We start from the raw sequence: 26596 nt of genomic DNA on the forward strand, positions 1-26596 counted from the left end.
TGGCGCAGATGTGCCCACCCGCCGGTGACTCGCACGTCTGTGTTTGATAGACATCCACTCATGCCTCTCATCCCCGAGGAGCCTCAGATTCACGAGAGTGCCCAGGGTCCGCGCGTCACTCCGGCCACCGGCCGCACCGCGTCGAACCCCCGTCCCGTTCCCGGTCCCCGTCCCGTTCCCGGTCCGCGTGCCGTTCCGGGGCCGAGGTCCGCGGCCACACCGCGTCCCGGACATCCGGGTCGCGGTCCCGCGAGGCCCGCGCCAGCGGAGCGCTCGCAGCTTCCCGCCGAACGGCCCGCCGCCGTCCGGCAGAAGAACCGTTCCGAACCTCAGATCCAACTGATCCCCGCCTCGGTGGACGGTGCGCTGGACGCCGCCGAGGAGGCGGTCGACCTGCTGCTGGACTCCGGTCGCGCCCCGGGCGACATCCTCGTGCTCACCACGGGCGAACAGCACCCGTGGGCCACGCACGAGCTGTCCTTCGGCGAGAGCTCCTACTGGGAGCAGCACGACACGGGCGGGGACGTCTTCTTCGCCGACGCGTTGGCACTGGACCGCGCGAAGGCGCGGCCCGTGGTCGTCGTCGCGCTCAACGGTGGTGACGCGGACGCCGCCTCGCGCGTACTGCCGGCGGCGCGGGAGCGGGCCGACGCGCTGCTCGTCGTGTGCGGTGACCCGCAGCGGGTCAACTCCGTGCTCGGCGCGGGCGTCTGACAGGAATCCACCCGGCGGAGGGCCGAGGCCGGACGTGCTCGCGGTCCCGGTGCGGGTCGGTCGCGACCCGGCTGCTCCATGCGGGCGGCCGGGCCGGAAGCGATGACGCGACCGGTCAGCGGGCCGCCGCGCGGCGCAGTGCCTCCACCGCGCCTCCACCGGAACGTACCGGCGAGGGAGTTGAGTCGGACACCGTCTCGGCGAGACTTTCGGGCACCGAGTCGGAGCTGGGCCGACGGCCGCCCCGGCCCTCGCCCAGCACCTGCCAGCCGCCCCGTGTCAGGGTGATGTACGCGCCGCAGCGCAGGCCGTGCAGTGTGCAGGCGTCCCGCAGCCCCCACATCCACGCCCCGTCCTCCTCGGTCCAACGCTCGTCGCCGTCGCGGCAGTAGAGGAGTACGGCGGTGCGCACCGGGGTGCGGCGGCGCAGATCGTGCGGGATGATCCGGCGCAGGTGTGCCAGCAGGGCGTTCCGGAACTCCCAGCCGTCGACCGGCACCGCCCGCGGGGCGAACGAGGCGCTGGCCGAGAGACGTTCCTCATGGTCGAGCACGGCGACGATCGCGGTCGCGGGGGTCGGCCGGTGCCGGGAGTGCAGGCCGCTGACGACCTCCCGGGGGTTACGGAGCAGGGGTATGCCGGCCGCCGCCCACTCGGCGGGCTCGAGCATCCTGGCGAGGCGGGTGACGGAATCGGCTGTCGTGATCGATGAGGCTGCGGACGGAGCGAATCCGAAGGTCACGTTCCTCCCTTCGCATACGCGCCCACAGTGCGGGCAGAGTCGGGTGAGGCACGCCGCGGCACAGTCCCTCCGGACCGCGAACAGTCCGACCGTGCGGGGGGCTTCTCCAATTCTTGCGGGCACTTGGGCGGGCGGCAACGAGCAATTGGCGCCGCTGACCGGAATGGGCGGGAATGGCGCTCATATCCCTGCCTTGACCCTGCCCATCCGGGGTCCTTCTGATACGTGGTCACGTCTGGACCGCGAGGACCAGCGGGAACACTCCTTCGGCTCCGGCTCTGCGCAGCAGTCGTGTGGCCACCGCCAGCGTCCATCCTGTGTCCGAGAGATCGTCGACGAGAAGAACCGGACCCGCCGCCGAGGCCAGTGCCCCGGCCAGCTCCGGTGACACGGTGAACGCCTCGTGCAGCGCGCGGACCCGCTGGGCGCTGTTGGTGCGGGAGATACGGGTGTCCTCCGCGCCCGGCGCGTACTCGACCGTGCCCAGCAGCGGCATCCGGCCCACCTCGGAGATCCGGCTGCCCAGCGACCCCACGAGCCGCGGCTTGCTCCGCGAGGCGACGGTCACGACACCCACGGGACGTGGCGGTGCGTCGTCGAGCCCGGACGCCCAACCGCCGGGCCCCTTCGCCCAGTCGGCGAGGACGCTCACCACGGCGTCCACCACGTCGCTCGGGACCGGGCCGTCCGGTGACTGCGGCGCCAGCATCGGGCGCAGTCTGTTGCCCCACCCGATGTCCGAGAGCCGGCCCAGCGCCCGGCCGGGGAAACTCCGTTCGTCGGCGGGAACACGGCCCTTCAGGTCGATACCCACGGCGGTCAGCCCGGTCGGCCACATCTTGCGCGGCTCCACGTCCACGCCGGGCCTGCCCAACTCGCCCCGGGCCGTGTCCAGGGCGGCGCCGGAGACCTTGTCCGTGAACCGTGCCCCCGCGCAGTTGTCGCACCGCCCGCAGGGTGCCGCCTCCTCGTCGTCCAACTGGAGCCGCAGGAATTCCATCCGGCAGGCGGTCGTCGTCGCGTAGTCCCGCATGGCCTGCTGCTCGCTCTGCCGCTGGCGCGCCACCCACGCGTACCGCTCCGCGTCGTACACCCAGGGCCGGCCGGTGCTGGTCCAGCCGCCCTTGACCCGGTGCACCGCGCCGTCCACGTCGAGCACCTTGAGCATCGTCTCCAGCCGGGTGCGCCGCAGCTCGACCAGCGGTTCGAGAGCGGGCAGCGAGAGGGGCCTGTCCGCGTGTGCCAGGACGTCGAGCGTGCGCCGGACGAGCTCCTCGGGCGGGAAGGCCACCGAGGCGAAGTACTGCCAGATGGCCTCGTCCTCCTTGCCGGGGAGCAGCAGTACCTCCGCGTGCTCCACCCCGCGCCCGGCACGGCCCACCTGCTGGTAGTAGGCGATGGGGGAGGAGGGGGAGCCGAGGTGGACGACGAAGCCGAGGTCGGGCTTGTCGAATCCCATGCCCAGCGCGGACGTGGCGACCAGTGCCTTGACGCGGTTGGCGAGCAGGTCCTCCTCGGCCTGCTGGCGGTCCGCGTTCTCCGTACGGCCCGTGTACGAGGTGACGGTGTGACCGCACTGGCGGAGATAGGCGGTGACCTCCTCGGCCGCCGCGACGGTCAGGGTGTAGATGATCCCGGAGCCCGGAAGTTCGGCCAGATGATCGGCGAGCCAGCCCAGCCGGTGCGCGGCGTCCGGCAGTCCGAGCACGCTGAGACTCAGGCTCTCCCTGTCCAGCGCTCCGCGCAGCACGAGCGCGTCCGTGCCCGCTCCCGTGCCCAGCTGCTCGGCGACGTCGGCCGTCACCCGTGCGTTCGCCGTGGCGGTGGTGGCCAGCACCGGGACGCCCGACGGCAGCTCGGCGAGCATCGTGCGCAGCCGGCGGTAGTCGGGGCGGAAGTCGTGCCCCCAGTCGGAGATGCAGTGCGCCTCGTCCACCACCAGCAGGCCCGTGGCCGCCGACAGGGCGGGCAGGACCTGGTCGCGGAAGTCGGGATTGTTGAGCCGCTCGGGGCTGACCAGCAGGACGTCGACCTCGCCGGCCGCCACCTCGGCCTGAATCGTCTCCCACTCCTCCGAGTTGGACGAGTTGATCGTGCGCGCGCTGATCCCGGCGCGGGCGGCGGCCTCCACCTGGTTGCGCATCAGCGCCAGCAGCGGGGAGACGATCACGGTCGGGCCGCTGCCCTGGGCGCGGAGCAGGGACGTCGCGACGAAATACACCGCGGACTTTCCCCAGCCCGTCCGCTGCACGACCAGCGCCCTGCGTTTGTCGGCGACGAGCGCTTCGATCGCCCGCCACTGGTCCTCGCGCAGGCGGGCAGCGCCGGTGGCGTCACCGACAAGACGGGCGAGGACGGAGTCGGCCGAGGCCCGGAGAGCTGCGCGTTCTGCGTTGGTCATGCCCCCATGCAACCTGATGGCACGGACAAAGCGCGAATGCCGGAGCCGACCCTGTGGATAACGTTATCCACAGGGGTCGCGGGATTTTCGCTTCCGCGGGACCGTCGAGTCATGAACAAGCACAGCGAACCGACCCGTCCCGCCGACGAGCAGCAGGTCACCCTGCGCAGCCCTGCCGAACTCGCCGATGCCCTGCCATTTCTGATGGGGTTCCATCCTTCCGACTCGATCGTGCTCGTCGCGCTGCACGGCGATGAGGGCCGCTTCGGCGGGCGGCTGAGGCTCGGCATCCCGCGCTCGCCCCGCGAATGGGCGCCAGTCTCCGAGCAGTTGGCCGCGTGCCTGGTGGAGGGGAGCGAGCGGCGGGGATCCCGGCCGGACGGGATTGTGGCCTTTCTCTGCCAGGACCCGGAGGACGGTGCCACGGGCCGCCGCGTACGCGACCGCCTGCATCCGCTCGCACAGCTGATCCGCACGGGCTTCGGCAGCCTCGACATTCCCGTGCACGAGGTGCTGTGCATCTCCGACGGCCGTTTCTGGTCCTACTGCTGCCCGGACACGCGCTGCTGCCCGGCGGAAGGCACCCCGCTGGCGCTGCCCGGCACGTCCGTGATGGCCGCGGCGTCCACCTACGCGGGGATCCAAGTGCGGGGATCCCTGAGGGAGATGGAGGCGCGACTGGAGCCCTGGCGCGGTTCGGCCGGCAGGGCGGCGAAGCAGGAACAGGCGCTGGACGAGGCGGCGGGCGCGCTGGTGCCGATGATTCTGGGCGGTGGGAGTCGCGAGGAGGTCGGCGCCTCGACGCTCCGGGAGGCCCGCGGACTGCTGGACCGCCTGGCCCGGACACCACCCGCGCCGCCGCGCAGGGGAGAGAGCGGGCCGGCCGGTGAGAGCATGGGCGATGGCACCGACACCGCCGACGACCGGCTCATCGCGGACGATGAAGCGGCCGCGGTCATCATCGGCCTGCAGGACAGGGAGACCCGCGACCGGGCGGCGCAGTGGATGGAGGGCCCCGACGCCGAGCCGGCGCTACGGCTCTGGCGGGCCCTGGCCCGTCGGTGCGTCGGTTCCTATGCCGAGCACGCGGTCGCCCCGCTCACGCTGGCCGGGTGGGTCGCCTGGTCCTGCGGAGACGAACCGGCGGCCCGGGTCGCGCTCGGACTGGCCCTGCGCCTCGACCCCGCGTACACCTTCGCCCAACTACTCCATCAAGCCTTCAACGAAGGGCTCGACCCGGAGACCCTGCGGCGCTGTATGCGCGCCGAGCGGATCGCCACCGCGGGCCCAGGGCCTCGCCGGGCGCGGCAGTCCGCGACGAAGCAGGCCAGGAAGACGATGAAGAGGGTGGTGAAGAAAGCGACGATCAAGAAGGCGGCGATGAAGAAGGAGGCGCCCAGGACGGTGCCGTCGCCGAGGTCCCGGCCCGGCGCGCCGGCGGCACCCGGCCGGGCCGCCGGCCGCGGTGGGCAGCGAGGTACGAAAAGCGGCAGGTGAGAGCGGGATCCACCGCACGCGCCGCGTGCTCAGTGAGGTGAGGTGAGGTGACCGGGGGTGCGGCAGCGGCCCCCTCGCCGACGCCCCGCACCGGCCGTACGGACGCTGCTTCCGACGCCCTGCCGGAAGCCGAACGGACGAGTGGGCGGCCACCGGGTCCGGGCGCGGTGGAGCCCGGCAGTGGGGCGGCGAAGAAGTCGGCGGACCTGAGCGGAACGGGTGTTTATCGTCAGGCAGACGACTAAGATCACCGGCATGTCGCCCTACGACCCGTCGGCTTACCCCTCGTTCGCAGTCACCGTCGACCTGGTCGTGCTCACCGTGCGCCGCCACGCCCTGTGCGCGCTGGTCGTGCGGCGTGGTGAGGCACCCTTCCAGGGGCGCTGGGCGCTGCCCGGCGGCTTCGTCAAGGGCGATGAGGATCTTGGTGCGGCGGCCGCGCGCGAGCTGGCCGAGGAGACGGGGCTGTGCGCCCACGACCCGGCCTCGCCGGCGGCGAACGGAGCCCATCTCGAACAGCTCGCCACCTACGGCGCCCCGGAGCGCGACCCCCGGATGAGGGTGGTCAGTGTGGCCCATCTGGCGCTCGCGCCCGACCTTCCCGCGCCCCGCGCGGGCGGTGACGCCAACAGCGCCCGCTGGGCCCCCGTGGACGCGCTGCTCGACTACGAGGGCGGCTTCGGCCGCGACGACGAACAGCCCGCGCCGCTCGCCTTCGACCACGCGCGCATCCTCGGGGACGGGGTGGAGCGGGCCCGCTCCAAGATCGAGTACTCCTCCCTGGCCACCGCCTTCTGCCCGGCGGAGTTCACGGTCGGCGAGCTGCGCCGGGTGTACGAGGCGGTGTGGGGCGTCGCGCTCGATCCCCGTAACTTCCACCGCAAGGTGACCGGCACCCCCGGCTTCCTGGTGCCCTCCGGCGGGACCACCACACGGCAGGGCGGACGCCCCGCCCAGCTGTTCCGGGCGGGCGGGGCCACGGTCCTCAACCCGCCGATGCTGCGCCCCGAGATCTGAGCCCGCCGCCTGACGCCACCCGTAGTCGCCAACCTGCGCAATAAGTCGGACATGTCGCGTTATCTTGCTGCGGTACCCATACTGCCGCCGAGCGGTCTCACCTCCCCGCGAGAGAAGCGATGCTCCAGGCCATCGGACTCACCAGCAACCCCCGCCGCGACCTCCCGCCCGCCGTGGACGATCTGACCTTCGAGGCCGCGTCCGGCAGCGTCACGGCGCTGCTCGGCGCCGAGGGCGCCGGCAAGACCACCGCCCTGCGGCTGATGCTCGAACTCGAATCCGGCCGCGGAATCACCTACTTCCGCGGCCGGCCCCTCCACCGCATCGCCCACCCGGCCCGTGAGGTCGGCGTCCTGCTCGGCGACGTGCCCGGTCACCCCGCGCGCACCGCCAAGGGCCAGCTCCGTATGCTCTGCGCCGCCGCCGGGGTGCCCGCCGCGCGTGCCGACGCCCTGCTCGACCTGGTCGGCATCGGCGCCCTGCGCGACGAACCGCTGGGCACCCTCTCCCTCGGCATGGACCGCAGACTCGGCCTCGCCGCCGCCCTGTTGGGCGACCCGCACACGCTCGTTCTCGACGAACCCGCCGCCGGTCTCTCCCCTCGCGAGAACAACTGGCTGCACGGACTGCTCCGGGCGCACGCGGCCCACGGCGGCGCCGTTCTCTACACCACCAGTGATCCCAAGGAGGCTGCCCGCACCGCCGATCGGGTCGTCACCGTCCACGAAGGCCGACTTGTCGCCGACCAGGACACCGCCGACTTCGCGCGGACCCGGCTGCGCCCGCGCGTCGTCATCCGTACCCCCCACGCGGCCAGGCTCGCCGACGCCGTGAACCGCGAGGCGCGCGCGGACCGCCGCTCCGTCGAGGTCGTCGCGGACTCCGGCGGGCGGCTGACCGTCTTCGGCAGCAACTGCGCCGAGTTGGGCGAGACGGCCTTCCGTCACAACATCCTCGTCCACCAACTCGCCGATGAGACAGGAGACACCGGCCCGGCGCCGCCGGTGGACCCGGTGCGGGCCTCAGAGGTACGGCGCGCGCCCGCGGAGCCCGGCACCGGCCTCCTGCCGCCTCCGCTGCCGGCGCGGCCCGTGCGCAGCCCTCTGCGCCCGTTCCGCTACGAGCTCCGCCGCTTCCTCGGCGTACGTACCCCCTGGCTGGTCGCCGCCGCCGTCCTGATCGTCTCCCTCGCCCTGACCCTGCCGCTCGCCCGTACCGGCAACACGCCGCTGCCCGGTCTCCTCGCGGCCTGGCCCGCGTTCCTCCCGCTGCCACCGGCCGCCCTGGGGGCAGGTCTGCTCGGCGCGTTCGCGTTCGGCGACGAGTACCGCTACCCGGCGCTCGCCGCGGGGCGGGGCACCGTTCCGCGCCGCATCGGCCTGCTGCTGGCCAAACTCACCGTCACCGGTGCGGCGGCCCTCCTGCTCGCCGCCCTCACCGTCGTCGTCGACTCGGGGGCCATGAGGCTGGTGTACGGCGGCGGAACGGACGTGGTGCCCCCGGACTGGCCCGCGCTCGCGGCCAGTTGGGCCGGACTGGCCGTCGGCTGTGCCTGGGCGGGTCTGCTGGGCGCCGGCATCTTCCGGGTCACCGGCGCGGGAGTCGCCGCCGTGCTCGCCGTCCCGGTCGTGGTCGTCCCCCTCCTGCAGAAGGGGCTTGCCGTCCCGTCAGCGCGTTCGATCGTCGGACTGCCGGCCAGGCTGCGTGAACTGGCGTGGCCGCAATGGCCGGAGGCCGCCGACCGTTGGCTGGTGGCGACCGGCCGGGTGCTTTCCCAGCCCGTCGGGGCGGCGCTGACGCTGTCGTTGTCCGCCCTGCTCTGCGCGTATCTGTTCACGAGCCTTCGCCGCAGGGCCCGTTGGTGATCGCCGGGTGACCGGAGCTGTCGCGCCTGCCCATAACTCCCTGATTCCGCCCGCTTCTTTACGATAAGTCGTCAATCGAAGGGCGGGCGCCGATCACCCTTTCGTGTGCTTTTCACCAAAGACCTCAAGGGGCCGACGAGCGGAGCCGACAAAGGATGCGTGAGTACCCTTGCGCACACCATGATGACCGCCGCCCGCTCCGTCGACTCCGGCCTCGCGGCCCAGGGCGGAATCGACCGCTACCCCTACGCGGAGGCGCCCGGCGCCGACCGCATTCCCACCCCCGCCTGGGACGGCGCGGACAACGAGTTGGGCCGGGTGGGCCGGCGCTCGGCGGGCAGCCGGGGCCGTGGACTGCACGGCCAACTCGTCCAGCAGCTCGGCCAGATGATCGTCTCCGGCGACCTGGGCGCCGACCGGCCGCTCGTCCCGGAGGAGATCGGCCAGCGCTTCGAGGTCTCCCGCACGGTGGTCCGCGAGTCGCTGCGCGTCCTTGAGGCCAAGGGCCTCGTCAGCGCCCGCCCCAATGTCGGCACCCGCGTCCGGCCGGTCAGCGACTGGAATCTGCTGGACGCCGACATCATCGAATGGCGGGCGTTCGGCCCGCAACGTGACGACCAGCGCCGCGAGCTGACCGAGCTGCGCTGGACGATCGAGCCACTCGCCGCCCGTCTCGCCGCCGGCCACGGCCGGGAGGACGTTCAGCAGCGGCTGGCCGACATGGTCGAGATCATGGGGCACGCCATCGCCCAGGGCGACTCGATCACGTTCTCGCGCGCCGACGCCGAATTCCACTCCCTGCTGATCCAGCTCGCGGGCAACCGGATGCTGGAGCACCTCTCGGGGATCGTCTCGGCGGCCCTCCAGGTCTCCGGCGGCCCCGTCACCGGTTGTGACCGCCCCACCGACGTGTCGCTGTCGCACCACGCGCGGATCGTCGAGGCCCTCGCGGCGGGCGACGCCCAGGCGGCCGAATCCGCCATGCGGCAGCTTCTGATGGTGCACCCTGAAGTGGAACGAGTCGTTCCCGCGCCGCGCGAGCACTGACGGCGTCACCCGGGTACTGAGGGCGAGTCCCGCGGTGCCGAGCAAGAAGAGACGAGGTCAGGACGGACGGGGGCGTGCGCGTCACGTGCCGCCGGACCCCAGGGCCCGGCGGCACGAATGTGCGTAAAAAAACCCTTCTGGCTGCTTTGCCGTAAATGAGGTGTGACTCGGGCCACGTGGATTGGGCGTAACACTCCGCGAGGCAGGGCGATGACCTAAGAGGTGACAGCCACGGAGGGAATAGCGCCACGAGGAGTGGCGCCGTATCCAGCCTCCGAGGTCCAGCCCGCGCCGTCGGCGCATCCCCAGTCGACGGTCGTCGGCTCCGCCCCGATCCTTGGGGGGAGCCGGAAGCCGTTTCCATCGTTCCGAGAGGTTGTTCGTGTCGGCCAGCACATCCCGTACGCTCCCGCCGGAGATCGCCGAGTCCGAGTCTGTGATGGCGCTCATCGAGCGGGGAAAGGCTGATGGGCAGATCGCCGGCGACGACGTGCGTCGGGCCTTCGAGGCTGACCAGATTCCGCCAACCCAGTGGAAGAATGTTCTGCGCAGCCTCAACCAGATCCTCGAGGAAGAGGGTGTGACGCTGATGGTCAGTGCCGCGGAGTCGCCGAAGCGCGCCCGCAAGAGCGTCGCTGCGAAGAGCCCGGCGAAGCGCACCGCCACCAAGACAGTCGCCGCCAAGACCGTTCATACGAAGACCGTCGCGGCCACCGCCGCCCCGGTCGCCGAGACCGTCGAGACGCCCGCCGACGAGAGTGGCGCGCCCGCCAAGAAGACGGCGGCGAAGAAGACCGTGGCCAAGAAGGCGGCGGCCAAGAAGACCGCCGCCGTCAAGAAGGTCGCGGCGAAGAAGACCGCGGGCAAGAAGGACGCCGACGAGGCCGCCGAGGGCGAGGAGACGTCCGAGGAGGTCCAGGCCGGCAAGGGCGAGGAGGAGGAGACCGAGGGCGAGAACAAGGGCTTCGTCCTCTCCGACGACGACGAGGACGACGCGCCTGCCCAGCAGGTCGCCGTCGCGGGCGCCACCGCCGACCCGGTCAAGGACTACCTCAAGCAGATCGGCAAGGTCCCGCTCCTCAACGCCGAGCAGGAGGTCGAGCTCGCCAAGCGCATCGAGGCGGGTCTGTTCGCCGAGGACAAGCTGGCGAACGCCGACAAGCTCGCCCCGAAGCTCAAGCGCGAGCTGGAGATCATCGCCGAGGACGGGCGCCGCGCCAAGAACCACCTGCTGGAGGCCAACCTCCGTCTGGTGGTCTCGCTGGCCAAGCGCTACACCGGCCGCGGCATGCTCTTTCTGGACCTGATCCAGGAGGGCAACCTGGGTCTGATCCGCGCGGTCGAGAAGTTCGACTACACCAAGGGCTACAAGTTCTCCACGTACGCCACCTGGTGGATCCGGCAGGCGATCACCCGCGCCATGGCCGACCAGGCCCGCACCATCCGTATCCCGGTGCACATGGTCGAGGTCATCAACAAGCTCGCGCGCGTGCAGCGCCAGATGCTCCAGGACCTGGGCCGTGAGCCCACCCCGGAGGAGCTGGCCAAGGAGCTCGACATGACCCCTGAGAAGGTCATCGAGGTCCAGAAGTACGGTCGCGAGCCGATCTCCCTGCACACCCCGCTGGGTGAGGACGGGGACAGTGAGTTCGGTGACCTCATCGAGGACTCCGAGGCGGTCGTCCCGGCCGACGCGGTCAGCTTCACGCTTCTCCAGGAGCAGCTGCACTCGGTGCTCGACACGCTCTCCGAGCGTGAGGCCGGTGTGGTCTCCATGCGCTTCGGTCTCACCGACGGCCAGCCCAAGACGCTGGACGAGATCGGCAAGGTCTACGGCGTGACGCGTGAGCGCATTCGTCAGATCGAGTCCAAGACGATGTCCAAGCTCCGCCACCCGTCGCGTTCGCAGGTTCTGCGCGACTACCTGGACTAGGCCGGTTTTCCGTAGCTGTCACAGCCCCTTCTGAGGGCCCGCGATCCCGACCGGGATGCGGGCCCTCAGGCGTTGCGGGGATGCGTTTGTCGGCTCAATGGGTGACTCTGTGTCAGTAGGAGTCACCGGAGAGTCAGGAGCCAGTATGCGTCGCCCTATTGCCCGAGTGCTCACGGGAGGACTGGCCACGATCGCCGCGGGGGCGGTGCTGCCGCTCGTGTCCCCCACGCCGGCCGCCGCGGACCGGGTGGTCGTGGGAGGGGAGCCGGCGCCGGCCGCGGAGAGTCCCTGGGTCGTGGCCCTGTCCAGCCGCGAACGGTTCGGGGACACCCGCGCGGGCCAGTTCTGCGGCGGCGCGGTCGTGGCGCCGACGAAGGTGCTCACGGCCGCGCACTGCATGGGCAGGGACGTCCTCGGGGTGAAGCCCGAGGACGTGAGCGATCTGCGGGTCATCGCGGGCCGGGAGGAGCTGCGGGGCAAGGGCGGCAGGGAGGTCCGCGTCGGTTCCGTACGGATCGACCCGGCGTACGACCCGGCGACCCACGCCTCGGACCTCGCGGTGCTGACGCTGGCGGAGCCGCTGCCCGCGCGGTACGCCGTCCGTCCGGCCGATCCGGGCTCGGAGGCCTTGGCTCCGGGCACCCCGGCGAAGGTGTACGGCTGGGGTGACACCACCGGCCAGGGCAAATACGCCTCCGCGCTGCGCTCCGCCCCGGTGGCGGTCCTGGCGGACTCCGAGTGTGAGCGGGCCTACCCCGGGGGCTCAGGGGGCCGCTACGAGGCCTCCACGATGCTCTGTGCCGGCGATCCCAAGGGCGGGCACGACGCCTGCCAGGGCGACAGCGGAGGGCCGCTGGTGGCCCGTGGGCGGCTCATCGGGCTGGTCTCGTGGGGCAGTGGCTGCGGGAAGGCCGGGAGTCCGGGGGTCTACACCCGGATCACCTCGGCGGTGGAGCAGGTGGCGGGGGCCGCCGGGACCCGCCGTACGGGCTGAGCGGACCGCGCCGGTCAACGAGAACGGGCCGCCCTCCCGGTGTCTACCGGGGTGGCGGCCCGTCGGCCGGTCCTGGATCGGCCCTTGGCTCGTCGTGGATGCGAGGGATCAGTGTTCCTCTTCACCGGCGGCGGCCTGCACGGCCGTCAGTCGGTCTGTCTCATCCTGTATTTCCGCGGCGATCTTCTTGAGTTCCGGCTCGAACTTGCGTCCGTGGTGGGCGCAGAAGAGCAGTTCACCACCGCTGGTCAAGACGACGCGCAGATATGCCTGGGCGCCGCAGCGGTCGCAGCGGTCAGCGGCCGTCAGCGGGCTCGCGGGGGTCAGAACAGTAGTCACGTCGCCTCTTCTCTAGCTCGACGAGCTGTCGTACCAGGGTCAACATCCAACCAGGCCGAAAACGTTCCCGCTCGCGGCCTTTCCTCGAAACTTCTTCCCGAGGCGGCTGTCTGTTGCCGGTTGGCGGCGAATGAGCCGTATTGCTTAGCTTTACGGTTTCGCGTTGCTTGTCAGGGGGTCGATCCTCCCGGCCGGCTTGCCGGTTGTTGATGAGGACGTGCCCGGAGCCTAAATGGTTCATGCCTGGAAGGGAACGTGATGTGTGCTTCACTCCATCGAGGGATCGAACACTCATACGAGCCTCGGCTAGCATGAGAATTCAATAGGGTGGCGCTACAACGGCTCTACCAGGCCTCTGTACCCTCTGAGCGGCGACCGATGCCGGGCCCTTACCCACTGGGCCACATTTCAAATTCAGCGAGGAGCGAACCGCGTGACCGCCGAGACGTCCGTGCCGTCCAGTGCGCTGCTGACCGCAGATCGTGACGGTTCCAACTACACCGCGCGGCACCTGCTCGTCCTTGAGGGGCTCGAAGCGGTCCGGAAGCGACCCGGTATGTACATCGGGTCCACCGACAGCCGTGGCCTGATGCATTGCCTCTGGGAAATCATCGACAACTCCGTCGACGAGGCCCTGGGGGGTTACTGCGACCGTATCGACGTCACTCTCCACGAGGACGGCTCCGTCGAGGTCAAGGACAACGGCCGGGGCATCCCCGTCGACGTGGAGCCCAAGACCGGCCTCTCCGGCATAGAGGTCGTCCTGACGAAGCTGCACGCGGGCGGAAAGTTCGGCGGCGGCTCGTACGCGGCCTCCGGCGGTCTGCACGGCGTGGGCGCCTCCGTCGTCAACGCGCTCTCCGCCCGGCTGGACGTCGAGGTCGACCGCAACAGCGCCACGCACGCGATCAGCTTCCGCCGCGGCGTCCCCGGCATGTTCACCGAATCGGGCCCCGACGCGCCCTTCGACCCCGCGAACGGGCTTCTCAAGGGCAAGCGGGTGCCCAAGACGCGCACCGGCACCCGTATCCGTTACTGGGCCGACCGGCAGATCTTCCTCAAGGACGCCAGGCTCTCGCTGGAGACGCTGCACCAGCGGGCCCGCCAGACCGCCTTCCTCGTTCCCGGCCTGACCATCGTCGTGCGCGACGAGCGGGCGGCCGGCGAGAGCGAGGGCGGCGGGACGATAGAGGAGACGTTCCGCTACGACGGCGGGATCAGCGAGTTCTGCGAGTACCTGGCGCAGGACAAGGCCGTCTGCGACGTGCTGCGGCTCACCGGCCAGGGCGTCTTCAAGGAGACCGTTCCCGTCCTGGACGACCGCGGTCACATGACGCCCACCGAGGTCACCCGCGAGCTGGGCGTCGACATCGCGCTGCGCTGGGGCACCGGCTACGACACCACGATGCGCTCCTACGTCAACATCATCGCCACCCCCAAGGGCGGCACGCACATGACCGGCTTCGAGCGCGCGGTGACCAAGACGGTCAACGAGGCGCTGCGCTCGGCGAAGCTCCTGCGCGTCGCCGAGGACGACGTCGTCAAGGACGACGCCCTGGAGGGGCTCACGGCCGTGGTCACGGTGCGTCTCGCCGAGCCGCAGTTCGAGGGACAGACCAAGGAGATCCTGGGGACGTCGGCGGCCAACCGGATCGTCGCCAACGTCGTCTCCAAGGAGCTCAAGGAGTTCCTGACGTCGACCAAGCGCGACGCCAAGGCGCAGGCGCGATCCGTGCTGGAGAAGGTCGTCGCCGCCGCCCGTACGCGTATCGCCGCCCGTCAGCACAAGGAGGCGCAGCGCAGGAAGACGGCGCTGGAGACCTCCTCGCTGCCGGCCAAGCTCGCCGACTGCCGCAGTGACGACGTGGAGCGCAGCGAGCTGTTCATCGTCGAGGGAGACTCGGCGCTCGGTACGGCCAAGCTCGCCCGGAACAGCGAATTCCAGGCACTGCTGCCGATCCGGGGCAAGATCCTGAACGTTCAGAAGTCGTCGGTGTCCGACATGCTGAAGAACGCGGAGTGCGGCGCGATCATCCAGGTCATAGGGGCCGGGTCGGGCAGGACGTTCGACATCGACGCCGCGCGCTACGGCAAGATCGTGCTGCTGGTCGACGCCGATGTGGACGGGGCCCACATCCGCTGTCTGCTGCTGACGCTGTTCCAGCGCTACATGCGTTCGATGGTGGAGGCGGGCCGGGTCTTCGCGGCGGTCCCGCCCCTGCACCGGGTGGAGCTCGTGCAGCCCAAGAAGGGCCAGGACAAGTACGTCTACACGTACTCGGACAACGAGCTGCGGCAGACGCTCCTGGAGTTCCAGCGCAAGAACGTGCGCTACAAGGACTCCATCCAGCGCTACAAGGGCCTCGGCGAGATGGACGCCGACCAGCTCGCGGAGACCACGATGGATCCGCGCCACCGCACCCTGCGGCGGATCAACATCGGCGACCTCGAATCGTCCGAGCAGGTCTTCGATCTGCTCATGGGCAACGAGGTCGCGCCGCGCAAGGAGTTCATCACCAGCTCGGCCGCGACGCTGGACCGCGCCAGGATCGACGTCTGACCCGGCCGGGCTCCACCCACGGGTGGAGCCCGGCGCCGTTCCCCGCTCCACCCGGGAGAGGATTCCGCGGGCCGTCGCGCTCCGTAGCATCGGAGCCGAGAGAGAGGGCTTCGGGATGCCGATCGGCGCGGGGACCGCATGGCCGAGCAGAGAGGCGCTGACCCGGGTGGGCGTGCCGCCCGTCAGGACGGCGCTCGACTACCTGCTGGCCGGTGCGCTCGCCTGCTGGCTGGTCGTGACCGCGTACACCGCGGACGTCTTCCACGGCCGGCTGGCGGTGCTGCCCGTGCTGGGCCTGATCTGCTTCGCGGCGGCCGTGCTGCTCTTCTACCGGTGGACCGTCGCGGGGCGGCTGCTTCCCTCGCTGGGTCTGCTTCTCCTGGTCGCGCTCCTGGGGGCAGGCGCGGACGCGGCGGGGGCCGGGGCGACGGCCGCGCTGCTCTGGGTCCTGGGCGGCGTCCTGGCGATGGACAGACTGCCGCTCGCACCGGCCCTGGGTATCTGGGCGGCGCTGTTCGCGACCCTCGCGCTGGCCAACAGCGAGGGGCTCCCGGCCGTGGTGGTGACCATGAGCGCCGTCCTGCTCGGCGGCTACACGCTGCGGCTCGACGCCCAGGCGCGCGCCGCCGGATTCCGGCTGCTGGCGGAGGAGCGCGCCGCGCGGGCCGCCGAGGCCGAGTCGGCGGCGCTCGCCGAGCGGGCCAGGATCGCCCGCGAGATCCATGACGTGCTGGCCCACAGCCTCTCCGCCCAGCTCGTGCATCTGGAGGCGGCCCGACTCCAGATCGAGGGCGGATACGACCGGGAACAGGTGCTGCGCCGGGTGGTCGAGGCACGGGGCATGGCGAGGCAGGGCCTGGCCGAGACGCGCCAGGCCCTCTCGGCGCTCCGCGGCCAGATGGTGCCCGTCGAGGACTATCTGCGCGAGCTGGCGGTCGACGGGGTGCGGACCGAGGTCGTGGGGGAGCCGCGGCTGCTGCCCGTGGAGGCTTCGCAGGCGGTACGCCGCGTCGCGCAGGAGGCGGTCACGAACGCGCGCAAGCACGCTCCGGGGGCGGACGTGACGATGCGGCTGGAGTACGGGCAGGGCGTGGTGACGCTGGAGGTACGGGACGACGGAACGGACGCGCCGGGCAGCGAACTGGCCGCCTCCGGCTCAGGGTTCGGCCTCCTGGGGATGCGGGAGCGGGCCGAACTGCTCGGCGGCAGTCTGGAGGCCGGACCCTCGGCCTCCGTAGGAGGCGGAGCCGGGGCGCACGATTCCGGGGCGCACGATTCCGCGGCCGGCCGGGACGCGAACGGCTCCGGCCGGCGGGCCCGGTCCGAGGGTGAGGGTGAGGGCGAGGGCTTCACCGTGCGCCTGCGGGTGCCCGCATGACCGCCCGGGTGATCGTCGTCGACGACCAGGCCGTGGTGCGCGAGGGCATCGTCATGCTGCTCGGGCTGATGCCCGGCATCGACGTCGTCGGCGCCGCGAAGGACGGCCTGGAGGCGGTGACGCTCGTCGGTGAACTCGCCCCCGACGTCGTCCTGATGGACCTGCGCATGCCGCGCTGCGACGGGGTCGAGGCGACCCGCCGGATCCGCGAGCGGTACCCCATGACCCAGGTCGTGGTGCTCACCACCTACGACGACGACGATTCGCTGTTCCCCGCCCTCCGGGCCGGCGCGCGCGGCTATCTGACGAAGGACGCGGGCGGGGACGAGATCGTCAAGGCCGTCCAGGACGTGATGGCCGGGGACGCCGGGCTCGCCCCCGCGGTGCAGCGCAGGCTGCTGGAGCGGGTCAGCGCGGTCCCCGCCGTACCGGAGGAGCGCGAGGCGGCCCCCGACGGGCTCACCGCCCGCGAGAGCGAGGTGCTGTCCCTCGTCGCCGAGGGGCTCTCCAACCATGAGATCGCCCGGCGGCTGCACATCGGGGCGGCCACGGTGAAGACCCATATCAACAACATCTTCGCCAAGGCCGGTGTACGCGACCGGGCGCAGGCGGTGCGATACGCCTATCAGCACGGCCTTATCCGGCCACCCGGGACAAACATCACCTGATGGGGTGAAGTCGGGGGAGAGAAGAGTCCGGGATCTTCCCGATCTGCCCATCCTTGGGGCGCGGCCGAAACGGCTCGCTGACAAGGAGAGTTGACCGGTGGAGAAGCAGGAAGGGCGCGAGGCCGCAGAAGTGCGGACCGACGACCCCTGGTACGACGCACTGGCCTCCGGCTGGGGCGAACTGGACGGTACGGGCACGCCGACGACGCCCGTCGCACCAGCTCCCGCGGCGGCGACGGAGCACGAGTCCCGCGCGGCCGAGATCTATCTGGAGGTTCAGCGGAGCGCGGCCTTTCAGGAGGTACGCAGCCGCTACCGCCGGTTCGTCGTGCCGGCCACGCTCGCCTTCCTGGTCTGGTACTTGGCGTATGTCGTCGCCGCGACCACGGCGCCGGAACTGATGGCGCGCCCGGTGGCGGGGGCCGTGAACGTGGCGATGGTCGCCGGGCTCGGCCAGTTCCTCAGCACCTTCCTGCTGACCTGGGCGTACTCGCGCCATGCCCGGCTGCACCGGGACCGGGACGCGCTCGACCTGCGCTGGAGCGTCTTCGACCGCACGAGGACACAGGAACACCACAGGACGCGGGAATCCGTACACCACCGGCCCCGGGAACAGCACGGGACACAGGAACAGCACACCGCGTGGGCGGGGGAGCGGCGATGAGCGGCGACCACCAGACCCTGGCACTCCTGCTGTTCAGCGCGTTCGTCGCCGTCACCCTCGGCATCACCACCTGGGTGAGCCGCGACCGGCACGGCTCGGCGGAGGAGTTCTACACGGGCGGACGGCTCTTCTCGCCCATGGAGAATGGTTTCGCCATCGCCGGTGACTACATGTCCGCCGCCTCCTTCCTCGGTATCTCCGGTCTCATCGCTCTCTTCGGCTACGACGGCATGCTCTACTCCGTCGGCTTCCTGGTCGCCTGGCTCGTCGTCCTGCTCCTCGTGGCCGAACTCGTACGCAACTGCGGCCGGTTCACGCTGGCCGATGTCGTCGCCGCGCGGATGCGCGAGCGCCCGGTGAGGATCGCGGCGGGAACTTCCTCCGTCGTCGTGTCCGTTCTCTATCTGGTGGCGCAGATGGTGGGGGCGGGCAGTCTGGTCGCGCTGCTGCTGGGGGGTACGAGCGAGGCGGCGCGCTCGTGGACGGTGATCGGCGTGGGCGCGCTGATGGTCGTCTATGTGGCGCTGGGCGGGATGCGGGCCACCACCTGGATCCAGATCGTCAAAGCCGTGCTGCTGATGGCCGGCACGGTCGCGCTGACCGTTCTCGTACTGCTCCGTTTCCACGGGGACTTCAACGCGCTGCTCACCACCGCGGCCGAACGCAGCGGCCACGGCAAGGAGTTCCTGTCGCCGGGGCTCGCCTACGGCGGGGGCTGGACCGCGCGCTTCGACTTCATCAGTCTGGGGCTCGCCCTGGTGCTCGGTACGGCCGGACTGCCGCACATCCTCTCCCGCTTCTACACCGTGCCCACCGCCCGCGCCGCGCGCCGCTCGGTCGTCTGGTCCATCGGGCTGATCGGCAGTTTCTATCTGATGACGATCGTGCTCGGCTTCGGCGCCGCCGCCGTGGTCGGCACCAACGAGGTGCGGGCGTCCAGCGCGGCGGGGAACACCGCGGTGCCGCTGCTCGCGCTGGACCTGGGCGGCGGCGCGGGTTCCACCGGCGGCACGGTCCTCTTCGCCGTGGTCGCCGCCGTCGCCTTCGCGACGATCCTCGCCGTCGTCGCGGGTATCACGCTCGCCTCGTCGGCCTCCGTCGCGCACGATCTCCACGCCTCGCTCAAGCGGCCCCGGCGCAGGGGAAACCCGCACGCCAAGGCGCACGCCAAGTCCCACGCCAAGCCGCTCGGCGAGGTCGCCGTGGCCAGGTTCGCGGCGGCCGGAATCGGTGCCGTGGCCATCGCGCTCGGGCTGCTCGCCCGCGATCTCAATGTGGCTTTCCTCGTCGGGCTCGCCTTCGCCGTCGCCGCCTCGGCCAATCTCCCCGTACTGCTCTACTCGCTGTTCTGGCGGAACTTCACCACGCGCGGAGCGGTCTGGTCGGTCTACGGAGGGCTGGTGCCGGCCGTGCTGCTGGTGGTGTTCTCACCGGTCGTCTCCGGGAGCCCGGAGGCGATCTTCCCGGGCGTGGACTTCCATGTCTTCCCGCTTCAGAATCCGGGCCTGGTCTCGATCCCGCTCGGCTTCCTGGCGGGCTGGATCGGCACGGTCCTCTCCCGCGAACCGGCGGACGAGGCCAAGCACGCGGAGTCCGAGGTGCGTTCACTCACCGGTGCGGGCGCCGTCTGACGGCGCCCCGGCTCGGCCGCTCGCCGCCCACGCGTAACGGTGCTCGGGACGGCCCGTCTCGCCGTACCGGAGGCTGAGCCGTACCCGCCCCGCCCGCTCCAGCAGTTTGAGATACCGCTGCGCCGTCTGCCGGCTCATGCCCGCGCTCTCGGCGATCTCGTGCGCCGACAGTGGCCCTTCGGCGCCGAGCAGCACCTGCCGTACCACCTCGGCGGTGCTCGGCGAGTGGCCCTTGGGCAGTTCGGGCGGCGCCGCCGACGCCGACAGTGCGCCGAACATCCGGTCCACGTCGGCCTGTTCGGCCTCGCCGCCGCTCTCCACCGCGCGGCGCAGCGTCGCGTACGCCTCCAGTTTGGTGCGCAGTCCGGCGAAGCTGAACGGTTTGACCAGGTACTGGAGCGCCCCGTGGCGCATCGCCGACTGGACCGTGGCGACGTCGCGCGCCGCGGTCACCATGATCACGTCGGTCCGGTGGCCGAGCCCGCGCAGCTCCCGTACCACCGAGAGGCCGTTGCGGTCCGGCAGATGGTGGTCGAGAAGGATCAGGTCGACAGGCCGCTCGGCGAGCCGGGTGAGCGCCTCGGCCGCCGAGTGCGCCTTGGCGACGACCCGGAATCCGGCCACTTTCGCCACATAGGCGGTGTTGATGTCCGCGACCCGGATGTCGTCGTCCACGACCAGTACGTCGATCATCGTGTCTCTCCTGTGGTGACGGGCCCGCCCGGATCGCGCACGGGACCACCGTCCGGCGGCGCGCCGTCCCCTGCGGCGTCGGGCACCTCGCCCCCCGCCGCGCCCGCCTCCTCGGCCAGCGCTTCGGGCAGTACGACGGTGAACTCCGCGCCCCCGTCGGCGGATTCGGCGACCCGGGCACTGCCGCCCTGACGCTCGGCGAGCCTGCGCACCATGGCGAGGCCCAGTCCGCGCCTCCCGTGAGAGGGCGGTTCCTTCGTCGTCCAGCCCTCGGTGAAGACGAGTTCGCGGTGCTCCGGCGGAACCCCGGGGCCGCTGTCGCAGATCCGCAGGACGACCGTACGGCCCTCGGCCCGTACCTCCACCTCGATGCGCGCGTCCCCGGAGCCGGCCGCCGCGTCCAGTGCGTTGTCCACGAGATTGCCCAGCACCGTGACCAGCCCCTGCGGGTCGACGAGCCGGTCCGGCAGCAGGGTGGCGGGCGAGATGCGCAGCGAGACGCCCCGCTCGGCGGCGACGGTGGCCTTGCCCACCAGCAGGGCGGCCGGCAGCGGGTCGTGGATCCGCTCGGTGACCTGCTCGGCGGTGGCCCGGTGGACCCCGACGACCTCGGTCACGAACTCCACCGCCTCCTCGTGCATCTCCAGCTCCAGCAGTCCCAACAGCGTGTGCATCCGGTTGGCGTGCTCGTGGTCCTGGGCGCGCAGCGCGTCGATGAGACCACGCGTGGCGTCCAGCTCCCGGCCCAGCTGTTCCAGCTCCGTACGGTCACGGAGTGTGGCGACCGCGCCGCCGTCGTCCGTCGGCATCCGGTTGGCGATGAGCACCCGTCCGCCGCTCACGGTCAGCAGATCGTCGCCGGCCACCCGGCCCGCCAGCACGTCGGTGGTGCGGCCGGGGCCCAGCACCACGTCGAGCGGTTGTCCGGTGGCCTCGGGCCCGAGGCCCAGCAGCCGCTGCGCCTCGTCGTTCATCAGCCGGATCCGGCCGGTCCCGTCGAGGGCGATCACTCCCTCGCGCAGGCTGTGCAGCATGGCCTCGCGCTCCGCGAGCAGCGACGAGATGTCGGAGAAGGCCAGGTCGTGGGTCTGGCGCTGGAGCCGTCTGGAGATCAGATAGGCGGCCAGCGCGCCGACGGCCAGGGCTCCGCCCGCGTACGCGAGGAGCCCGGGGATCGTCGCCAGCAGACGCGTCCGGACGCTGTCGTAGGCGATGCCCACCGAGACGGCGCCGATGATCTTTCCCGACTGGTCGCGCAGCGGGACCTTGCCGCGCGCCGAGCGGCCGAGGGTGCCGCTGTCGATCTCCATGACGTCCTTGCCGGCGATCGCCTCGCTGGGGTCGGTGGAGACGACCCGGCCGATCTGGCCGGTGTCGGTGTGTGACCAGCGGACCCCGCGTCTGTCCATGATCACGACATACTCGGCGCCGGTGGCCCGCCTGATGCGTTCGGCCTCCGCCTGCACCGGCCCGTCCACCGAGGGCCGCGACCCCAGCAGCGCGTCCGCGACCGGCTCGGACGCGGTCGTCTCGGCGATCGCCAGCGCCCTGCGCATCGCCTGGTCGTCGAGCTGGTCGCTCAGCGGTCTGAGGAAGAGTCCGGTGGCGAGTACGGCGGTGCCGGCGGCGATGGCCAGCTGCATCAGCAGAACCTGCGAGAAGACGCGCCGTGGCCAGCCGAATCGCCGCCGTCGCTGCGGGGTCGTCGGTCCGGCGCTCATGCGTAGGAACGGTAGACGTCGCAGGTGTCTTTCTGAAATTTTCAGAATGACGCAAATGACTTACGTGATTTGCTGCCCGCTTGCGGCCTGTCGAAAGTTCGCTGGAAAGCTGACTGATAGGGGCCGGTGGGTCCGTCTTGGGCGTTTTCGAGCCAGAGAACGGCCGACTTGGTTCTGTCGGACTGGTGGACGCTCTCGCATTTCTCTGCAACTCTCTGACCGCACAACGCAAAAGATCCCTCTCGTCAGTGCAGAAATGCTTGTCGCACCAGCCAGGTGGCACCAGCCATGCAGACAGAGCCGCGCCTCGCCGCCCCCGCGCCGAGGCCGAAGATCGGGGATACATGAGATCTCACCGCTGGAGATGGCGGGCGCTCTCCGCCGTCATCACCACCAGTCTCTTGATGGTCGGCTGGCCGTCGCTCACCGCTTCGGCGGCCGACGGTCCCAACATCGCCGCGGGCAGTACCGCGGCGGCGAGCAGCGCGAAGAGTGACCACTCCGCCCGGATGGTCGCGGACGGCAGCCGGTCGACGTACTGGCAGGGCTCCGGCAAGAGCCTCCCACAGTGGGTCCAGACCGATCTGGGCTCCGCCGCCCGGATCGACCAGGTCACCCTGAAGCTCCCCGCGGACTGGGAGACCAGAAGGCAGACCCTCGCCGTCCAGGGCAGCGCCGACGGCACCAGCTTCGCGACCCTGAAGACCTCCGCCTCGTACACCTTCAGTCCGGGCGAGGCCAACGAGGTCAGCATCTCGTTCCCCGCGACCCGGGCGCGTTTCGTCCGCGTGAACATCACCAAGAACTCCGTGGCGTCCGCGGGCCAGCTCGCCGAGCTCCAGGTCCACAAGGCCGCCGCGGCGTCGGTGAACCTGGCCGCCGGCCGGACGCTCACCGAGAGCAGCCACACCGAGGTGTACGCGGCGGCCAACGCCAACGACGGCAACAAGGGCAGCTACTGGGAGAGCCGTAACGGCGCCTTCCCGCAGTGGCTGCAGGCCGACCTCGGCTCCTCCGTGCGCGTCAACAGCGTCGTGCTGAAACTCCCCGACGGGTGGGGTGCCAGAAGCCAGACCCTCAAGCTTCAGGGCAGCGCCAACGGCACGGCCTTCACGGACCTGACCGCCTCGCAGGCGTACCAGTTCGCGCCCGGCTCCGGAAACACGGTGACGATCCCCTTCGACGCCACCACCACGCGCTACGTACGGGTCCTGGTCACCGCCAACTCCGTGCAGCCCGCCGCCCAGGTGTCCGAGCTGGAGATCTACGGCCCCGAGACAGGTGACACCCAGGCCCCGACGGCGCCCACCGAGCTGGCGTACACCGAGCCCGCCTCCGGCCAGATCAGGCTGACCTGGCAGGCGTCGACCGACGACACGGCGGTCACCGGCTACGACATCTACGCCAACAACGTGCTGCGCACCAGCGTCGCCGGCAACGTCACCACCTTCACCGACACACAGCCCGGCAACGCCGACATCTCGTACTACGTACGGGCCAAGGACGCGGCGGGCAACCAGTCGGGCAACAGCAACACCGTCACCCGTAAGCCGGCGGGCGGCGACACCCAGGCGCCGACCGCGCCCACCGGTCTCGCCCACACCTCGCCCTCGTCGACCCAGGTCAGGCTGACCTGGCAGGCGTCGAGCGACAACACGGCGGTCACCGGGTACGAGATCTACGCCAACAACGTGCTGCGCGAGACCGTCGCGGGCAACGTCCTGACCCTCACCGACACCCAGCCGGCCAGCTCGACGGTCTCGTACTTCGTACGGGCGAGGGACGCGGCGGGCAACCGGTCGGGCAACAGCAACACGGTCGTACGCACCGGCAGCACCGGCTCGGTCTCCAACCTCGCCGTCGGCAAGCCGATCAGCGCCTCCTCCGTTGTCCACACGTTCGTCGCGGCCAACGCCAACGACAACTCGACGTCGACCTACTGGGAAGGCGCCGGGGGCAGTTACCCGAACACACTGACCGTGAAGCTGGGCGCCAACGCCTCCACCGAGAGCGTTGTCGTCAAGCTCAACCCGGACAGCAGCTGGGGACCGCGTACCCAGAACATCCAGGTGCTGGGGCGCGAGCAGAGCGCCACGGGCTTCACCAGCCTGGCGGCCGCGAAGGACTACGCGTTCAGTCCGGCCTCCGGGAATCAGGTGACGATCCCGGTCGCCGGCAACGTCGCGGACGTCCAGCTCAGGTTCACCTCCAACACCGGTTCCGGTGCGGGCCAGGTGGCCGAGTTCCAGGTGCTCGGCGAGCCGGCACCCAACCCGGACCTCCAGGTCACGGCCGTGACGGCGGCCCCCGCCGAGCCGGTCGAGTCCAACCCGATCACCCTGTCGGCGACGGTACGCAACAACGGCACGGTCGCCGCCGCGGCGAGTTCGCTGGAATTCCGCCTCGGTGACTCCAAGGTCGGCACGGCGGCGGTGGGCACCCTCGCCCCCGGCGCTTCGGCGAATGTCAGTGCCGCGATCGGTCCGCGCGACGCCGGCAGCTACGAACTCAGCGCGGTCGCCGACGTGGCGGAAGCGGTCATCGAGCAGAACGAGACCAACAACACCTACACGGCAGCGTCCCCGCTGGTGGTGAAGCCGGTCGCCAGCTCCGATCTGGTGGCGACCCTGGGCTCGTCCCCGTCCGCCCCGGCGGCCGGTGACACGGTCAACTTCTCCGTCACGGTCAAGAACCAGGGCACCGTCGCCTCCGCGGGCGGCAGCCACGGCATCACCCTGACCGTGCTCAACTCCGAGGGCGCCACGGTGCGGACCCTCACCGGCGCGCACACCGGGGTCATCGCGGCGGGCGCCACCGCGGCGCCGGTCCCGCTCGGGACCTGGACCGCCGCCAACGGCTCTTACACCGTGAGGGTCGTCGTCGCGGACGACGCCAACGAGGTGCCGGTCAAGCGCGAGAACAACACCAGCACCCAGCCGCTGTTCGTCGGCCGCGGCGCCAACATGCCGTTCGACATGTACGAGGCCGAGGACGGCACGACCGGCGGCGGCGCGACGAAGGTCGGTCCCAACCGGACGATCGGCGACATCGCGGGCGAGGCGTCGGGCCGCAGGGCCGTCAACCTCGACGCGACCGGCGAGTTCGTGGAGTTCACCACCCGGGCCAGCACGAACACCCTGGTGACCCGCTTCTCCATCCCCGACTCGGCGGGCGGCGGGGGCATCAACTCCACGCTCAACGTCTACGTGGACGGCGTCTTCCTCAAGGCGATCGACCTCACGTCCAAGTACGCCTGGCTGTACGGCGCCGAGGCAGGACCGGGCAACTCACCCGGCCAGGGCGCGCCCCGTCACATCTACGACGAGGCGAACGTGATGCTGGGCAAGACCGTCCCGGCGGGCAGCAAGATCAAGCTCCAGAAGGACACGGCCAACAACACGAACTACGCGATCGACTTCATCAACCTGGAGCAGGTCGCACCGGTCGCCAACCCGGACCCCGCCACGTACACGGTCCCGGCCGGCTTCACCCACCAGGACGTGCAGAACGCCCTGGACCGGGTCCGGATGGACAACACGGGCACCCTGAAGGGTGTCTACCTGCCCGCCGGTGACTACCAGACGGCCAGCAAGTTCCAGGTGTACGGCAAGCCCGTGCAGGTGATCGGCGCCGGTCCCTGGTACACCAAGTTCCACGCCCCGTCGACGCAGGACAACACCGACATCGGCTTCCGGGCCGAGGCCGCCGCCGCGGGTTCGTCGTTCAAGAACTTCGCGTACTTCGGCAACTACACCTCGCGTATCGACGGTCCGGGCAAGGTGTTCGACTTCTCGAACGTGCGCGACATCGAGATCGACAACATCTGGAACGAGCACATGGTGTGCCTCTACTGGGGCGCGAACACCGATGACATGACCATCAAGAACTCCCGTATCCGCGACATGTTCGCCGACGGCATCAACATGACCAACGGCAGCACCGGGAACCTCGTGACCAACAACGAGGCCCGGGCCACGGGAGACGACAGCTTCGCGCTCTTCTCGGCGATCGACGCCGGCGGCGCGGACATGAAGGACAACGTCTACGAGAACCTGACGTCGATCCTGACCTGGCGCGCGGCGGGTGTGGCCGTCTATGGCGGCTTCAACAACACCTTCCGCAACATCCACATCGCGGACACGCTCGTCTACTCGGGCATCACGGTCAGCTCACTGGACTTCGGCTACCCGATGAACGGCTTCGGGACCGAGCCCACGACGATCGAGAACGTGTCGATCGTCAGAGCCGGCGGCCACTTCTGGGGCGCGCAGACGTTCCCCGGCATCTGGCTGTTCTCCGCTTCCAAGGTGTTCCAGGGCATCCGGATCAACAACGTGGACATCGTCGACCCGACGTACAGCGGGGTCATGTTCCAGACCAACTACGTAGGAGGACAACCGCAGTTCCCGATCAAGGACACGATCCTCAGCGACATCTCGATCACCGGTGCGAAGAAGAGCGGTGACGCCTACGATGCCAAGTCGGGCTTCGGGCTGTGGGCGAACGAGATGCCGGAGGCGGGGCAGGGCCCCGCGGTCGGTGAGGTCACGTTCAACGGTCTGAGGCTGAGCGGCAACGCTCTGGACGTGAAGAACACCACGCCCAACTTCAAGATCCATATCAACCCGTAGGGCAGCGGCACACGGCGCGCCGCACCGCGCACCACTGGTGCGGGCGTCGGCATGGTGCCGCCCGGGGCTCCCGGGCGGCACCATGGCTGTGCTGGGACTTT

At 70.7% G+C, this 26596-nt stretch carries 18 protein-coding genes; 13 read left to right on the plus strand and 5 right to left on the minus strand.

The window, feature by feature from the left end:
- The first annotated feature begins 60 nt into the window (after positions 1-60).
- Positions 61-714: a hypothetical protein gene (locus ACIBBB_RS27825; protein ID WP_398986643.1), complete on the plus strand. Its 654-nt coding sequence runs from the start codon at positions 61-63 to the stop codon at positions 712-714.
- A 115-nt stretch (positions 715-829) separates the two neighbouring features.
- Here ACIBBB_RS27825 and ACIBBB_RS27830 read toward each other — a convergent pair whose 3' ends face one another.
- Positions 830-1456: a hypothetical protein gene (locus ACIBBB_RS27830; RefSeq protein WP_398986646.1), complete on the minus strand. Its 627-nt coding sequence runs from the start codon at positions 1454-1456 to the stop codon at positions 830-832.
- Positions 1457-1685: 229 nt separating this feature from the next.
- Positions 1686-3857, minus strand: coding sequence for a RecQ family ATP-dependent DNA helicase (locus ACIBBB_RS27835; protein WP_398986649.1), 2172 nt, complete (start codon positions 3855-3857; stop codon positions 1686-1688).
- A gap of 111 nt (positions 3858-3968) precedes the next feature.
- On the opposite strand from ACIBBB_RS27835, the gene ACIBBB_RS27840 reads away from it, so the two are divergent.
- From ACIBBB_RS27840 to ACIBBB_RS27865, 6 genes are all read left to right on the plus strand, one after another.
- Positions 3969-5354 carry a DUF4192 domain-containing protein gene (locus ACIBBB_RS27840; RefSeq protein WP_398986652.1) on the plus strand — a complete coding sequence of 462 codons (1386 nt, stop codon included), beginning with the start codon at positions 3969-3971 and terminating at the stop codon, positions 5352-5354.
- A gap of 255 nt (positions 5355-5609) precedes the next feature.
- Positions 5610-6371 carry an NUDIX hydrolase gene (locus tag ACIBBB_RS27845; RefSeq protein ID WP_398986654.1) on the plus strand — a complete coding sequence of 254 codons (762 nt, stop codon included), beginning with the start codon at positions 5610-5612 and terminating at the stop codon, positions 6369-6371.
- A gap of 119 nt (positions 6372-6490) precedes the next feature.
- Complete coding sequence (locus ACIBBB_RS27850; protein WP_398986656.1) at positions 6491-8236, plus strand: ATP-binding cassette domain-containing protein; 1746 nt, start codon at positions 6491-6493, stop codon at positions 8234-8236.
- Positions 8237-8395: 159 nt separating this feature from the next.
- Positions 8396-9283 (plus strand): FadR/GntR family transcriptional regulator, encoded by an 888-nt coding sequence (locus ACIBBB_RS27855; protein WP_398986658.1) that lies wholly within the window; start codon positions 8396-8398, stop codon positions 9281-9283.
- A gap of 382 nt (positions 9284-9665) precedes the next feature.
- Complete coding sequence (locus ACIBBB_RS27860) at positions 9666-11216, plus strand: RNA polymerase sigma factor (RefSeq protein ID WP_398986660.1); 1551 nt, start codon at positions 9666-9668, stop codon at positions 11214-11216.
- 145 nt (positions 11217-11361) lie between these two features.
- Positions 11362-12210, plus strand: coding sequence for a S1 family peptidase (locus ACIBBB_RS27865; protein WP_398986662.1), 849 nt, complete (start codon positions 11362-11364; stop codon positions 12208-12210).
- A gap of 108 nt (positions 12211-12318) precedes the next feature.
- Here the strand turns inward: ACIBBB_RS27865 and ACIBBB_RS27870 are convergent, their stop codons facing one another.
- Positions 12319-12549 (minus strand): hypothetical protein, encoded by a 231-nt coding sequence (locus ACIBBB_RS27870; protein ID WP_023538184.1) that lies wholly within the window; start codon positions 12547-12549, stop codon positions 12319-12321.
- Positions 12550-12982: 433 nt separating this feature from the next.
- Here ACIBBB_RS27870 and ACIBBB_RS27875 point away from each other — a divergent pair, with 433 nt between their 5' ends.
- The 5 genes from ACIBBB_RS27875 (at position 12983) to ACIBBB_RS27895 (ending at position 19450) form a co-directional block, all read left to right on the plus strand.
- Positions 12983-15109 (plus strand): type IIA DNA topoisomerase subunit B, encoded by a 2127-nt coding sequence (locus ACIBBB_RS27875; protein ID WP_398986664.1) that lies wholly within the window; start codon positions 12983-12985, stop codon positions 15107-15109.
- A gap of 115 nt (positions 15110-15224) precedes the next feature.
- Positions 15225-16487, plus strand: a complete 1263-nt coding sequence (locus ACIBBB_RS27880) for a sensor histidine kinase (protein WP_398986666.1) — start codon at positions 15225-15227, stop codon at positions 16485-16487.
- A complete protein-coding gene (locus ACIBBB_RS27885; RefSeq protein WP_398986668.1) occupies positions 16484-17155 on the plus strand; it encodes a response regulator in 672 nt (223 codons plus the stop codon). Before ACIBBB_RS27880 ends, ACIBBB_RS27885 begins: the two co-directional genes overlap by 4 nt.
- Positions 17156-17252: 97 nt before the next feature.
- The gene (locus ACIBBB_RS27890) at positions 17253-17819 is read left to right on the plus strand and encodes a DUF485 domain-containing protein (RefSeq protein ID WP_398986670.1); all 567 of its coding nucleotides are present in this window, start codon (positions 17253-17255) and stop codon (positions 17817-17819) included.
- Complete coding sequence (locus tag ACIBBB_RS27895) at positions 17816-19450, plus strand: cation acetate symporter (protein WP_398986672.1); 1635 nt, start codon at positions 17816-17818, stop codon at positions 19448-19450. Before ACIBBB_RS27890 ends, ACIBBB_RS27895 begins: the two co-directional genes overlap by 4 nt.
- Here the strand turns inward: ACIBBB_RS27895 and ACIBBB_RS27900 are convergent.
- Both ACIBBB_RS27900 and ACIBBB_RS27905 read right to left on the minus strand, forming a co-directional pair.
- A complete protein-coding gene (locus ACIBBB_RS27900; RefSeq protein ID WP_398986674.1) occupies positions 19424-20143 on the minus strand; it encodes a response regulator in 720 nt (239 codons plus the stop codon). The two genes, ACIBBB_RS27895 and ACIBBB_RS27900, sit on opposite strands and share 27 nt — an antisense overlap.
- Entirely contained in the window at positions 20140-21864 is a 1725-nt protein-coding gene (locus ACIBBB_RS27905; protein ID WP_398986676.1) for an ATP-binding protein, read from the minus strand. Before ACIBBB_RS27905 ends, ACIBBB_RS27900 begins: the two co-directional genes overlap by 4 nt.
- A gap of 344 nt (positions 21865-22208) precedes the next feature.
- On the opposite strand from ACIBBB_RS27905, the gene ACIBBB_RS27910 reads away from it, so the two are divergent.
- A complete protein-coding gene (locus ACIBBB_RS27910) occupies positions 22209-26495 on the plus strand; it encodes a discoidin domain-containing protein (protein ID WP_398986678.1) in 4287 nt (1428 codons plus the stop codon).
- Positions 26496-26596 lie beyond the last annotated feature (101 nt).

It is taken from the genome of Streptomyces sp. NPDC051217 (genome assembly GCF_044455465.1).
In the GTDB taxonomy this organism is placed as follows: domain Bacteria; phylum Actinomycetota; class Actinomycetes; order Streptomycetales; family Streptomycetaceae; genus Streptomyces.